The organism is Verminephrobacter aporrectodeae subsp. tuberculatae At4 (genome assembly GCF_000193225.1).
Classification (GTDB): domain Bacteria; phylum Pseudomonadota; class Gammaproteobacteria; order Burkholderiales; family Burkholderiaceae_C; genus Acidovorax; species Acidovorax aporrectodeae.
This window is the reverse complement of record NZ_AFAL01000439.1, coordinates 1-13,792: the sequence shown is the minus strand read 5'-3', so window position 1 is coordinate 13,792 and position 13,792 is coordinate 1. Positions and strand designations below refer to the sequence as shown.

Here is a 13,792-nt window from a genome sequence, read left to right as displayed (position 1 = left end):
TACCGCGTGGACACCGTGGCACCGCAGCTGACGCGCATCGCGCTCGACGACAGCACGCTGAAAATCGGCGAGACGGCCACCGTCACCGTCACCTTCAGCGAAGCGGTCGATGGCTTTGGCGCCGCGCACCTGAGCACTCCCAATGGCACGCTCGGCGCGCTCACGCGCAGCGCCGACGGCCTGACGTGGACCGGCACGCTGACCCCGGCAGCGAACACCACGGCAGCGAGCAACGCCATCAGCGTGAACAACCTCAGCGGCGTCACGGACGCTGCCGGCAACCTGGCCACGGGCAGCCCGAGCAGCGCAAACTACGCCGTGAGCACCGTTGTGCCCACGCTGAACAGCATCGCCATCGACGACCGCGCGCTCAGGACCGGCGAGACGGCCACCGTCACCATCACCTTCAGCATCGCGGTAAGCGGCTTTGGCAAGGCGAACCTGAACGTGCCCGCCGGCACGCTGTCCGATCTGACCGCGTCCGCAGGCGGCAAGGTCTGGACCGGCACGCTGACCCCCGCGGTGAACGTCACGGCAGCGACCAACGCCATCAGCGTGAACACCCTCAGCGGCGTCGCGGACGCTGCCGGCAACCCGGCCATGGGCAGCGCCGTCACCAGCGAAAACTACGCCGTGGATACCGCCGTGCCCACGCTGAACAGCATCGCCATCGACGACCGCGCGCTCAAGGCCGGCGCGACGGCCAGCGTCACCATCACCTTCAGCGAAGCAGTGATCGGCTTTGGCAAGGCGAACCTGAGCGTGCCCCACGGCACGCTGTCCGATCTGAGCGCATCCGAAGGCGGCAAGGTCTGGACCGGCACGCTGACCCCGACAGCGAACACCACGGCGGCGACCAACGCCATCCACGTGAACACCCTCGGCGGCGTCACGGACGCTGCCGGCAACCCGGCCATGGGCAGCGACGTCACCAGCGCAAACTACACCGTGGACACCGTGCGGCCCGCGCTGCTCGCGAGCAACGCCATCATGCTCAGCGAGCGCATGTTGGCCTCCGGAGAAACCGCCAGCGTCAGCTTCCACTTCAACACGGCGATGCAGGACATCTCCGCCGCCGCGAGCGCGAGCAACGGCACACTGTCCAACTGGAGTGCCAACGCAGACGGCACGGTCTGGAGCGCCACCCTGACGCCCACGGCGAACGTGGAGGCCAGCACCAACCAGGTCACGCTGGACCCTGCCCGCGTGCTCAGCGTCAGCGGCAACGCCGGCGAGGGGCCCCCCGGATATTCAGAAAACTACACGGTCGACACCGTGGCCCCGACGTTCAACCGCGCCACGGCGAGTGGCAACCAGCTGGTGCTGAGCTACACCGAGGGAACGACCCTCGATGCGATGCATCCCCCGACTCCCGGAGACTTTGAGGTGCGCTTGGATGACGCAGTCAACGCCGTCACCGCAGTCGCCGTGAATGCCGTGGCCAAGACCGTGACGCTCACGTTGGAGCACGCCGCGCTCCCCGGCCAGAAGATGAACTTCTGGTACACCAACCCCACGGCCGGCGACGACACCAACGCCATACAGGACGCCGCAGGCAACGACGCCGCGAGCCTGGTCGACGAATCGGTGGACAACCCCCTGCTCCCGAGCCGCAACAACGCGTCGGACCGCGACAACGACAGCGTGCCCGGCAACGTCGAAGACCGGGTCCCCGGCCTCTCCCGCCCCGACGGCTCGACCCCCGTGGCGGGCGACGGCAACGGAGACGGAATCAAGGACAGCGAACAATCCACGGTCGGCTCGACCAACACCGCAGCCCCCCCTCCGGAGGAACGCGACAACCCGGGCAACGCGCCGGACACTGCCCCCTCCACCACCACGACCACCCTGGTGGCAAACAACCGGGGTGACCAGGACGGCAAGTCCGACACCGAGCACGGCACACGCGTCACCCACCTGGAGCAAAAAGACGCCCCCACCGACCTGCCCCCGGCGCTGGAGATGCCCATCGGACTGACCAATTTCCGCGCGGAACTGTCCATCGGCACGCACGTCGGGCATTTCAGCCTCTACGTGGACGCAGCGCAGGAAATCAACGGCTACTGGATGAAGAACCCCAGCGGCACCTGGGTGAACCTGGCGAGCGAGCCCTGCGGCGGCCAGATGGTGCTCGAGGGCGAACGCCTGCGGCTCGACTTCCAGATCGAGGACGGCGGCGTCTTCGACGCCAACGGCCTGGTCGACGGAACCATCACCGCCCCTGCGGCGCGGCGGCGCGCATGCCACTGTCCATCGCCGGGCAGGCGTCCGACGCGGAGTTGCTCGGGTTCTGGCTCTGAGGGAGGGGGCTCAGGGCTTGGCAGGGGTCAGGGGGTAGTGGATGACGGGGTTGTTCTCCATCAGCTCAAACAAATCCTTGCGTACCAGTGCCACAAGAAAAGTCCCCTTGGGTCCCGCACCCATAAGATGGATGCGCGCGGCCTGCTTGCCGAAGATCTCGCCTTCCAGCGCCTCAATGGTGAAATCGTGTCGGATGCGCGGGGTATCAGGGCGAGGTGCCTCCGGGCGCTTGTCCTCCCCGGGAGCATCGATATGCGCGGGGCCATCGATCTCGATATCGAAGCGCTGCGTCTTTGAGAGGCCCTCCAGCCGCGAGTGCTTGAACGTCAGATCGGGCAGTTTCAGGCGCGTATGCCTCTGCGTCCCGGGATCGGTGTAGTCGATGCGGACCCCGCTGAGCGAGCCCGTGTGCAGATCCAACTCGGCCTCGTAGGTGACACGTATATCCAAAGAGTCCGTACTACCGTTCTCGTCGAGCCGCTCTGCCGTACCTGAGAATGAACGATAGCGACCCAGATAAGTCACTTTCCGGGTCGTGGGGGCATCGGTCTGGTCGGTGAGCAGTCCGAGCGCGGTACCCCAACCGGCAGTTCCCCTGGGGCTGACCAAATCGTGCTCTCCGAAAATAAAGAACCAAGCCTGGTTCTGACCGCCCTCCAGGTTGAACATCAAGACGGCGCCTCCACCCTGTTCGCCGGTGTAATTGACCATTGCGTCGGACGGGTTGTCTTTGGCATTCCCATACCGCCTGCCATCCACGACGAAGCCATTGCGCCCGGCCTGGATATGGCGCCACACCAAGCCGAAGGAGGGATTGATCATGGAGGGATTGATCATGGAGGGGTTGCCCTGGCTGTCCTTGGTGCGAAGACCTTCGATCAGGTAGCCCGGGCTGTCAAAGTTGATCATCGGGGCGTCGGGGCCCGGGTTGGTCATGGCCTTGTGCAGCGCCAATGCATCGGTGGATGACGACGTGGGTTGGACGCAGTTGCCGTCCCTCTCGCGCCGGGCGCACAGCGCACCAGCCGGAGCAATGAAGAGGTCACCGTGCATTGCGTCACGCGCAACGGCCCCGGATTCCTGGGCGTCACCGCCTCCATTGCAGGCGGCAAGGCTCAGGCCGCAGGCCAGCAGCCAGAACAGGAAGCGGATATGGCGCGCGATGGCGCGTCCCGGGGATAAGGGTCGATGGGGCATGGGGATCCAATCAGAAAAACAAAGGGATGGGGAAGCGCGCACCCGAAGACGGCGATCACGGCCCGCGTGACCCAGCCCACGCGGGTGCGCGCATCATGCACCGAGGTACTTGAGTTTCCCCCAGGCACGGCGCAAGACCTCGCCCAGTTGGCCCAGCTTTCCCCGTTGGGTGTAGACCAGCAAGACCACCAGAAAACGCCCGGGTGTGTGGCCAATGAAAATCTTCACGTCCAACTCCTGGCCATTGCCCGTGCCAGCAAAATCGGCCTCAAACCCTTGCAGCACGCCGTAGCTCGCCGCCACGGGCGACAGGCCACGGCTCTGTCCCAGGTTCAGGCCAAAGTTCTGGCTGGCCCTGCGGATCGCGGATGTGGCGACCTGCTCCAGGTCCTTCTGCGCCACGCGCTCCTTGGGCCAGGTCGTATAGGTCATGACGGTCGGCGGGAAATAATTCTCCGGGCTCTGCGCCGTAAATTCGGGATGGGGCTGGCTCGTGGACTTGGTTTCCCAGGGAGGCTGGTTTTCCACCCATATCTCCAGACCCAGTGGCTCCACACGATGGATCTGCATTTGGCGCAGGGCGCGCGCCGGTTCCTGTTTCTGCGCCTGCGCCGATACGCCCAGCAGCGCCAGCGCGGTGGCGCCCAGGACCCGGCGGCGCCGGCTGCATGCGGCGGCCGTCACAGCGCCGCTCCCTGACGCACCAGGGCGCCGCCCATGCCCAGCAGCGTCAGCACGAGCACCGCGAGCCCGCTGTACCAGCGCACCGAACTGCGCCATGCCGCGCGCCATTGGAAGCGGCGGGCCAGCACGCAAACGACCCACACGATGGCGTAGCTCACCAGCGCACGCCCGAGCAGATTTCCCAAGATAAAACTGATCGTCACTTTGTGTTCCTTGTTTGCCGTGCCGGACTCAATGCCCCGTGAACAGTTCCCAGCGGCCATCGTCGCGGCGCAGCATTTTCTGCACGGAAAGGGCGTGGGCGTCCTGTGATTCGGTGAAGAATTTTTCCGCCTCGCGGCCCAACTCCGCGAGCGCCCCGGCGTCCCGGGCGTCGCACAGCAGCAGGCAGTCGCGCCGCGGCACGACGGCCACGATTTCCTTGCCCAGGCTGCTGGCTTGCATATGCTCCCAGAAGGCGTCGAGCAATAGCAGCGTGGCCTCCAGTTCCCCGCCCGTGTACACCGCCATAAAGCCCTGCTTGCCAAAAAACCGCGTCCGCGGCATCAGCCGCGCCAGATTCCGCAAAGCCAGCGCAGGCACCTCGGATGCGGCAATACCGGCTCGTTCCAGTTGGGGCGGTGTGGCCATGGTGAATTGCTCCGGCAGGTCAAAGGCGTAGCTCACGAGCAACTCCCCGCACAGCGCCGTGGTCACGGGTTGCTGCTGCTCGGGAACGCCGTGCTCTTGCAGCATCTTGAGAAAACTCACATGCCTGATGCGCGGCACCAATTGCTCGCGCAGCGACACCTGCTTGGGCAGCGCCGTCCCGACCGCCTTTTTAAAGAGATTAAACAAACTGTTGATCATGAAAAGTCCTTGTGCATGGGGAAATCAAAATATCTTGCCCGCCATCAGTCTTCGTAAACCTGCTCCGGCGTGCGCGTGCGCAGGCCCAGCGAGCGGCTAAGCGCCAGGAATTCCTCGTGGTATTCGGCCCGGACCAGCACGGCGTGCCAAGCGTCATCTTCGTCGTCCAGATCGATCATCCGGTAGCCACGCGGTGTCACCCAGGCGGCCAGGGCGCGCAGGATTGCCATGCAGCGCCCCGGGCCCTCGGGCGGGTCGCTTGCCGGCACTTCAAAGGGGCCCATGCCACGCGCGTCGGTCAGGTCGGACGCCTGGCAGCCCAAGCTGTCATCGTCCTTGATATCGGCCTGGATGGCGTGGCCGGCATCTTGCAGCGCGTTGAGCAGCCCAAAGAGGTTCTCGACCTTGCGGGGCTTGCCCATGGTCTTTAGCACGCCCTCGACGGCATCGTCGTAGCCGTCGCAGACCAGTTCCACCCAGCGGGCAAAGTTTTTGCGCTTGGACTGGGCCAGATCAATGCGCCTGGGCGGCGCGGATGGAAACAGTTCAACGCCCGCGCCCACGCCCTCCGCGCGCCAGGCGTCGCGGGTATGGCGGATATGTTCGCGGTAGTGATTGACCAGATCACGCGGGTAATAGGGATGGTCGCGAAAGCTGCTGTCGTCAATATCGTAGGCGCATACGGCCAGGGCGACTTCAAACGCAAAATCGAAAAAGTGGTAAAACTTTTTTCGCTCGTTCTTGGGCCTCCAATTCAACGGCCGCATTAGCCGGCACCAGTTGCCCATATGCGCCGCCAATGCCGCTGGGCGCTGCTCCGGTGGCTGCGCCAGTGCGTCAAGCAAGGGGGTCATCCACCATTCACGGTAGTTGCTGATTTCATACTTTGGCAAGTATGGATATCCCGGGATGAATGATTTTATAAGAACGTCCATCATTCGGCATGGGAGTAGAACATTCAACCAGTTTTTATAATTGTGCAAACGCTCCGGCGAATGATCCATACAGACCAGAAAGGCAATGAAAAACAAAATCTCTCTCGACGATGACTCACCCACATGCAAGCGATGCGCCGCCCAGTGCAGTTCGCCATTTGGCAATGGCTTGGATCTGATAAATTCCGCAGAATACAGATAGTCGGGCCAGCCTTTTTTCTCAAAGTAATTCAAGATATCTGCAAGAGGCTTCCCTCTTTCATATAGGTACTTCATGTACTCCACAACAATCTCAAATGTACAAGCATGATACTCTATAAGAATTTCATCCGTGTAATTTTCATTTTCCCACGCACGCCTCAACTGACCGGCAAGAGATTCCAGTTTCCCGTCGCAAAATACTTTATCATCTGCATTTGCATCTGGATTTCGCATCATTTTTTACTCCTTTGGTTCATTTCTTTTGTGGTTTCCACGCAGTATTAGTAACTCGTACTTGCTCGCTATTAATTTTTTTATCTGGGTTAATTACATCTTTGATTTCATGGTATGTCGATCCATTGGCATCTTTTTGAGCATAAATTCTTTTTGTCAATCCCCCACTCTTGAGTCCACTGATGATTGCATTCCTCTCCTTATCGCTCATTTCTCCTTTTTCAACCGACTTATCAAGATGATTTGATACCCACTTAGTACTCATCTGACGACCAGTATTTTTGGTCATGGTCAGTTTCGCAACAGTGTCATCTGGTATTCCATTTTTCGCACCACCCGTTGCCTTGGATTCGACAAGTACATACTCATAAATATAGTCCCCGTCTTTATCTTTAATTCCAGTGCTTCTCCTGTAACGACCATCGATGTCCTGTTTGCCGCTCCATTCACTGAAAGCCTCTTGGGGAGTCTTGCCAACCGGGTTAAGACTGCCTTTCATAGGCTCATAGCCTGCTGTTGTCATGTGCTCGAAAACCTCCACCTCCCACTTAAACCCCTTTTCATGGGGCGTCAGTTTTGTCCATGCCTTGGTATAAATTGCGGGATCACAGCTCGCGTTATGCGCCCATACCGCACCCGACCCCACAAAGTAATTGGCGGTCTTCGCGACGCTGAAGTTGTACACCGGCAGCGGTTGGTGGATGGCTTCATTGCCCAACACGCGCACATCGCCCTGCGCGCCGGCGATGACGTCGTTGTCCGTGATGTGCTGGGCCTGCGTCCAGCCCTTGCCCTGTACCCAGAGCGGGTGCTCGTCCGTGAGCTTGAATTGGTCAAATTCGGTGCTGAGTAGCCAGTAGCCCGGCGCCGTGCGCGCAAAGGTGTTGGTGACCGCTTGCGGTGCTTCGGTAAACAAGCGCTCATGGCGTGACTGCACCTGCTGGCCTATGCGAATCTTCTCGATTGGCTGCATGCCCTGCGGGGTCAGCACGAGGGTGGCTGCGGCAAAGCTTGCGCAGCCCAGGTCGCGCTTGGTGTGTTTGACCGCATCGGCCAGTTTGCCGCCGTACTTGGCCAATTTGACGGCCAGCTTGACCACGGTGCCGGGATTCACGTATTGGCCGACCACCTTGCCCAAATCGTAGGCGCCGCACTGGGTTGCGCGTTTGATGGTGTCTATCGTCTCCTGACCCAATAATTCGGCAAGCATTTTCAAAGTGCCCTCGAAGTCATTGAAGAAGGCCTTGCCCAGTTCAACCAAGCCGCGAATGACCTCGCCCGGGTCGCTGACCATATCCCACAGGTCAGTGACCTGCTCCTTGAGGCCGTGCACCAGTCCCTTGACGAATTCGTAGCCGTAGACCAGGGCCCCCTTGACCTCGTCCCACATCGGTCCCCAGAATCCCCGGTCCTCGTCCTTGGCTCCCTTGTTGTCCTGTCCCGGGGGCGTGCCTTCGCAGACGTCTTCGAGAAACTTGCAGTCGTTCTTGGCGGCCCACTGCTGGCGGGACTCCTTGTCCGCAAAGCAGAGGGCCGGGGGCGTGCAGGTTTTCCAGGCAATGCCCCCGCTTTCCTGCGCGGGCGTGCTGGCTTGCGCCCGTGCCGCTTGCGGATGCAATTGCGCAAGCGCCAATACCAGCACCAGCCAGAGCAGGGAGCGCCGTATTTGTGTCGTCAAAAACATTCCGGCGCTCCGCCCGATCCACCATTGCCATTCGCGCTTGGCGTGGGCCATGCTGGACCCAGTCCATGCAGGTGCACGCGTCATGCACCGAGGTACTTGAGTTTCCCCCAGGCACGGCGCACGACCTCGCCCAGTTGGCCCAGCTTTCCCCGTTGGGTGTAGACCAGCAAGACCACCAGAAAACGCCCTGGCGTGTGGCCAATGAAAATCTTCACGTCCAACTCCTGGCCATTGCCCGTGCCGGCAAAATCGGCCTCAAACCCTTGCAGCACGCCGTAGCTCGCCGCCACGGGCGACAGGCCGCGGCTCTGCCCCAGGTTCAGGCCAAAGTTCTGGCTGGCCCTGCGGATCGCGGATGTGGCGACCTGCTCCAGGTCCTTCTGCGCCACGCGCTCCTTGGGCCAGCTCGTATAGGTCATGACGGTCGGCGGAAAATAATTTTCCGGGCTCTGCGCCGTAAATTCGGGATGGGGCTGGGCCGTGGACTTGGTTTCCCAGGGGGGCTGGTTTTCCACCCATATCTCCAGACCCAACGGCTCCACGCGATGGATTTGCATTTCGCGCAGCGCGCGCGCCGGTTCTTGTTTCTGTTTCTGCGCCTGCGCCGATACACCCAGCAGCGCCAGTGCGGTGGCGCCCATGACCCGGCGGCGGCGCCTGCTGCATGCGGCGGCCGTCACAGCACCGCTCCCTGGCGCACCAGGGCGCCGCCCATGCCCAGCAGCGTCAGCACGAGCACCGCGAGCCCGCTGTACCAGCGCACCGAACTGCGCCATGCCGCGCGCCAACGAAAGCGGCAGGCCAGCACGCAGACGGCCCACACGATGGCGTAGCTCACCAGCGCACGCCCCAACAGATTTCCCAAGATATAGCTGATCGTCACTGTGTACTCCCTGTGCCAGGCTCAATGCCCCGTAAACAGTTCCCAGCGGCCATCACGGCGCAGCATTTTCTGCGCGGAGAGGGCGTGGGCGTCCTGCGCTTCGGTGAAGATTTTCTCCGCCAGGCTGCCCAACTCCGCGAGCGCCCCGGCGTTCCTGGCGTCGCACAGCAGCAGGCAGTCGCGTCGCGGCACTGCGGCCACGATTTCCTTGCCCAGGCTGTTGACATGCATATATTCCATGAAGGTGTCGAGCAACAGCAGCGTGGCCTCCAGTTCCCCGCCCGTGCGCACCACCATGCAGCCCTGCTTGTCAAAATGCTCAGTCCGCGGCATCAGCCGTGCCAGATTCCACAAAGCCAGCGCAGGCACCTCGGAGACGGCAATACCGGCTTGTTCCAGCTGGGACGGTGAGGCCATGATGAATTGATCCGGCAGGTCAAAGGCGTAGCTCACGAGCAACTCCCCGCACAGCGCCGTGGTCACGGGTTGCTGCTGCTCGGGAACGCCGTGCTCTTGCAGTATCTTGAGAAAACTCACGTGCCTGATGCGCGGCACCAATTGCTCGCGCAGCGACACCTGCTTTGGCGGCTCCGTCCTGAGCGCTTTTTTAAAGAGATTAAACAAACTGTTGATCATGATGAAAAGTCCTCGTGCATGTGGAAATCAAAATATCTTGCCCGCCATCAGTCCTCGTAGACCTGCTCCGGCGTGCGCGTGCGCAGGCCCAGCGATCGGCTAAGCGCCAGAAACTCCTCGTGGTATTCGGCCCGGACCAACACGGCGTGCCAAGCGTCGTCTTCGTCGTCCAGATCGATCATCCGGTAGCCGCGCGGTGCCACCCAGGCGGCCAAGGCACGCAGGATTGCCATGCAGCGCCCCGGGCCCTCGGGCGGGTCGCTTGCCGGCGCTTCGAAGGGGCCGATGCCGCGTGCGTCGCTCAGGTCGGACGCCTGGCAGCCCAAGCTGTCATCGTCCTTGATATCGGCCTGGATGGCGTGACCCGCATCTTGCAGCGCGTTAAGCAGTTCAAAGAAATTCTCGACCTGGCGTGGCGTGCCCATGGTCTTCAGCACGTCCTCGACGGCATCGTCATAGCCGTCGCAGACCAGTTCCACCCAGCGGGCGAAGTTTTTGCGCTGGGACTGGGCCAAATCGATGCGCCTGGGCGGCGCGGATGGAAACAGTTCAACGTCCGCGCCCACGCCCTCGGCGCGCCAAGCGTCGCGGGTATGGCGGATATGTTCGCGGTAATGATCGACCAGATCGCGCGGGTAATGGGGATGCTCGCGGAAACTGCTGTCGTCAATATCGTAGGCGCATACGGCCAGCGCGACTTCAAACGCAAAATCGCGGAAATGGTAAAACTTTTTGCGCTCGTTCTCGGGCCTCCAACCCAACGGACGCATCAGCCGGTGCCAGTTGCCCATATGCGCCGCCAGCGCCGCTGGACGCTGCTCCGGAGGCTGCGCCAATGCATCGAGCAAGGGCGTCATCCACCATTCACGGTAGTTGCTGACTTCATACTTTGGCAAGTATGGATATCCCGGGATGAATGATTTTATAAGAACGTCCATCATTCGGCATGGGAGGTTAACATTCAACCAGTTTTTATAATTGTGCAAACGTTCCGGAGAATGATCCATGCAGACCAAAATGGTAATGAAAAACAAAAGCTCTCTCGACGATGACTCACCCACATGCAAGCGATTCGCCGCCCAGCGCAGCTCGCCATTTGGCAATGGCCTGGATCTGATAAATTCTGCAGAATACAGATAATCGGGCCAACCTTTTTTCTCAAAAAAATTCCAGATATCTGCAAGATAATCCCCTCTGTCATATAGGCGCTTCATGTAATCCACAACCTCCCCAAATATGCAAGAATGAAAATTTACAAGAATTTCATCCGTGTAGTTTTCATTTTCCCACGTACGCCCAAACCGGCTGGCAAGAGACTCCAATTCTCCGTCGCAAAATACTTTATCATCTGCATTTGCATCTGGATTTCGCATCATTTTTAACTCCTTCGCTTTATTTCGTTTATGGTTTCCACGCAACACTGGTTACTCGTACTTGTTCGTCATTAACGATGTTATCCGGTTTTATTACATCCTTGATTTCATGGCATGTCGTTCCATCGGCATCTTTTTGGGAATAAATTCTTTTTACCGATCCACTCATGAATCCACGGATGATTGCATTCTTCTCCTTCTGGCTCATTTCTCCTTTTCTAACCATATCCTCAAGATGATTTGATATCCACTTGATGCTCATCTGACGGCCACTATGCTTGGTCATGGTCAGTTTCGCGACAGTATCATCTGGTATTCCATTTTTCGTACCGCCTGTTGCCTTGGATTCCAAAAGTACATAAGTATAAATATAGTCCCCGTCCCCATCTTTAAGCCCGGTATTTTTCCTGTATAGACCATCAATGACATTTTTTCCGCTCCATTCACTGAAAGCCCCTGTGGGATTTTTTCTGCTATCCGGGTTGAAACTGCCTTTCATAGACTTTGTTGCTTGCTTTGGCGGCTCCGTCCTGACCGCTTTTTTAAAGAGATTAAACAAACTGTTGATCATGATGAAAAGTCCTCGTGCATGTGGAAATCAAAATATCTTGCCCGCCATCAGTCTTCGTAAACCTGCTCCGGCGTGCGCGTGCGCAGGCCCAGCGAGCGGCTAAGCGCCAGGAATTCCTCGTGGTATTCGGCCCGGACCAGCACGGCGTGCCAGGCGTCGTCTTCGTCGTCCAGATCGATCATCCGGTAGCCGCGCGGTGCCACCCAGGCTGCCAAGGCACGCAGGATTGCCATGCAGCGCCCCGGGCCTTCGGGCGGGTCGCTCGCTGGCGCTTCGAAGGGGCCGATGCCGCGCGCGTCGCTCAGGTCGGACGCCTGGCAGCCCAAGCTGTCATCGTCCTTGATATCGGCCTGGATGGCGTGGCCGAGACCCGCCAAAGCTTCGAGCAGTCCGAAGAGGTTCTCGACCTTGCGCGGCTTGCCCATGGTCTTTAGCACGTCTTCGACGGCATCGTCGTAGCCGTCGCAGGCCAATTCCACCCAGCGGGCAAAATTTTTGCGCTTGGACTGGGCCAAATCGATGCGCTTGGGCGGCGCGGATGGAAACAGTTCAACGCTCGCTCCCACGCCCTCGGCGCGCCAGGCGTCGCGGATATGGCGGATATGTTCGCGGTAGTGATCGACCAGATCGCGCGGGTAATGTGGATGGTCGCGGAAACTGCTGTCGTCAATATCGTAGGCGCATACGGCCAGCGCGACTTCAAACGCAAAATCGCAAAAGAAATAAGACTTACCGCGCGCGTGCTTGGGCTTCCACCCTAGTGGGCGCATCAGCCGGCACCAGTTGCCCATATGCGCAGCCAACGCCGCTGGGCGCTGCTCCGGAAGCTGCGCCAGTGCATCGAGCAAGGGTGTCATCCACCATTCACGATAATTTCTAAGCTCGCTACTGACTTCATAGTCCACCAGATATGGATATTTTGGAATAAATGATTTGAGCAGAACGTCGATCAACCGGCATGGAATTTCAACATGCATCCAGCATTTATAATCATGCAATCGATCTGATGACTTGTCCATACAGACAAGAAAGGCTATAAAAAAGATAATCCTTCTCGATCTCAATGGGGACTCATCCACGGACAAGTAGCCTGGATGTCGAGGCTTGCCATCTGGTAGCGGTCTTAGTTTTATAAACTCAGCAGAGCGCCTGTAATCAGGCCAGCCTTCGTCATCGAAATAATTCGAGATATCCACAAGAGACGCTCCCGCTCCATATAGATACAACATATATTCTGCAATTTCTCTAAATCTTTCATAATGAAATCTCATAAGAATTTCATCTGTATATCCGTTATCTTCAAGTAAATGCATCCGTCTATCGAAAATATATTCCAATTTAATATTATAAAATGCTTTGTCGGTTGCGCCTGGATCGCGCATCGGTCTTTTTTCATCCCACATCATGGACTCCAAATTGCATTGCTAACTCGCACTTGTTCTTCATCAAGTTTTCCATTTTTCATCACGTCTTTAATCTCGTGATATGTCGATCCATTGGCATCTTTTTGAGCGTAAATTCTCTTGGTTGATCCATTATCCAATCCACTTAATATATCATTCATATCATTTTTGCTTATCTTTTTACTTTTAACCATGTCCTGAAGATGGTTTTCAATCCATTTCCTGCTCATCTGGCGACCATTCTCTTTTGTCATGTCCAGTTTCGCGACAATGTCATCCGGTATTTCATTTTTCGAACCACCTGTCGCCTTGGATTCTACAAGCACATACTCGTAATGTTCATTTCCATTTTCATCCTTGACTTTTCTTCTGTAAATTCCATCAATACCGTGTCTACCGCGCCAGTTCTTGATGGCATCCGCCGGATTCTGATTTTTCATATCAAAATTAAAGCTGCCTCCAAAAGGTTCAAACCCTTTTTCTTTTGCTGTCAGAGCATCAAAAACCGCCTTCTCCCCCATAAACCCCTTTTCATGGGGCGTCAGTTTTGCCCATGCCTTTGTAAGAATCGAGATATCACAGTCCGAATTATGTGCCCATATCGCACCAGCCCCCACAAAGTAATTGGCAGTCTTCGCAACGCTAAAGTTATATACCGGCAGCGGTTGGTGCACCGCTTCATTGCCCAGCACGCGCACATCGCCCTTTGCGCCGGCAATGACGTCGTTGTCCGTGATGTGCTGAGCCTGCGTCCAGCCCTTGCCCTGTACCCAGAGCGGGTGCTCGTCCGTAAGCTTGAATTGATCAAATTCGGTGCTGAGCAGCCAGTAGCCCGGCGCCG

13 protein-coding genes and 1 pseudogene are annotated in these 13,792 nt (G+C 58.6%); 1 reads left to right on the top strand and 13 read right to left on the bottom strand.

Annotated elements, in window-relative coordinates:
- Positions 1 to 6: 6 nt before the first annotated feature.
- Positions 7 to 2,169 (top strand): annotated as a pseudogene (locus tag VTU_RS34885) (Ig-like domain-containing protein); the annotation flags it as partial.
- A 141-nt stretch (positions 2,170 to 2,310) separates the two neighbouring features.
- On the opposite strand, the gene VTU_RS31615 reads toward VTU_RS34885, so the two are convergent.
- The 13 genes from VTU_RS31615 to VTU_RS31610 all read right to left on the bottom strand — a co-directional run.
- Positions 2,311 to 3,498 (bottom strand): hypothetical protein, encoded by a 1,188-nt coding sequence (locus VTU_RS31615; protein WP_236610744.1) that lies wholly within the window; start codon positions 3,496 to 3,498, stop codon positions 2,311 to 2,313.
- Between the two features lie 93 nt (positions 3,499 to 3,591).
- On the bottom strand, positions 3,592 to 4,182 hold the full coding sequence (locus tag VTU_RS0114105) for a hypothetical protein (RefSeq protein ID WP_010105207.1): 591 nt from the start codon (positions 4,180 to 4,182) through the stop codon (positions 3,592 to 3,594).
- Positions 4,179 to 4,385 carry a hypothetical protein gene (locus tag VTU_RS0114100; RefSeq protein ID WP_010105205.1) on the bottom strand — a complete coding sequence of 69 codons (207 nt, stop codon included), beginning with the start codon at positions 4,383 to 4,385 and terminating at the stop codon, positions 4,179 to 4,181. Before VTU_RS0114100 ends, VTU_RS0114105 begins: the two co-directional genes overlap by 4 nt.
- Before the next feature lie 28 nt (positions 4,386 to 4,413).
- Positions 4,414 to 5,031, bottom strand: a complete 618-nt coding sequence (locus VTU_RS0114095) for a DUF1444 family protein (RefSeq protein WP_010105204.1) — start codon at positions 5,029 to 5,031, stop codon at positions 4,414 to 4,416.
- Positions 5,032 to 5,075: 44 nt separating this feature from the next.
- Entirely contained in the window at positions 5,076 to 6,404 is a 1,329-nt protein-coding gene (locus VTU_RS0114090) for a DUF6630 family protein (protein ID WP_236610743.1), read from the bottom strand.
- 16 nt (positions 6,405 to 6,420) lie between these two features.
- Entirely contained in the window at positions 6,421 to 8,136 is a 1,716-nt protein-coding gene (locus VTU_RS0114085) for a polymorphic toxin-type HINT domain-containing protein (RefSeq protein WP_236610742.1), read from the bottom strand.
- 29 nt (positions 8,137 to 8,165) lie between these two features.
- The gene (locus tag VTU_RS0114080) at positions 8,166 to 8,726 is read right to left on the bottom strand and encodes a hypothetical protein (RefSeq protein WP_236610741.1); all 561 of its coding nucleotides are present in this window, start codon (positions 8,724 to 8,726) and stop codon (positions 8,166 to 8,168) included.
- A gap of 35 nt (positions 8,727 to 8,761) precedes the next feature.
- A complete protein-coding gene (locus VTU_RS0114075; protein WP_010105198.1) occupies positions 8,762 to 8,968 on the bottom strand; it encodes a hypothetical protein in 207 nt (68 codons plus the stop codon).
- Between the two features lie 21 nt (positions 8,969 to 8,989).
- On the bottom strand, positions 8,990 to 9,604 hold the full coding sequence (locus VTU_RS0114070) for a DUF1444 family protein (RefSeq protein ID WP_029554408.1): 615 nt from the start codon (positions 9,602 to 9,604) through the stop codon (positions 8,990 to 8,992).
- 47 nt (positions 9,605 to 9,651) lie between these two features.
- Complete coding sequence (locus VTU_RS0114065) at positions 9,652 to 10,980, bottom strand: DUF6630 family protein (protein ID WP_236610740.1); 1,329 nt, start codon at positions 10,978 to 10,980, stop codon at positions 9,652 to 9,654.
- A 25-nt stretch (positions 10,981 to 11,005) separates the two neighbouring features.
- On the bottom strand, positions 11,006 to 11,548 hold the full coding sequence (locus VTU_RS32815; RefSeq protein ID WP_201766145.1) for a hypothetical protein: 543 nt from the start codon (positions 11,546 to 11,548) through the stop codon (positions 11,006 to 11,008).
- A 47-nt stretch (positions 11,549 to 11,595) separates the two neighbouring features.
- Complete coding sequence (locus tag VTU_RS0114060; protein WP_236610739.1) at positions 11,596 to 12,954, bottom strand: DUF6630 family protein; 1,359 nt, start codon at positions 12,952 to 12,954, stop codon at positions 11,596 to 11,598.
- Positions 12,951 to 13,792 (bottom strand): polymorphic toxin-type HINT domain-containing protein (locus VTU_RS31610; RefSeq protein ID WP_265597337.1); only part of this gene is annotated, 842 nt, incomplete at its 5' end. The genes VTU_RS31610 and VTU_RS0114060, both read right to left, overlap by 4 nt.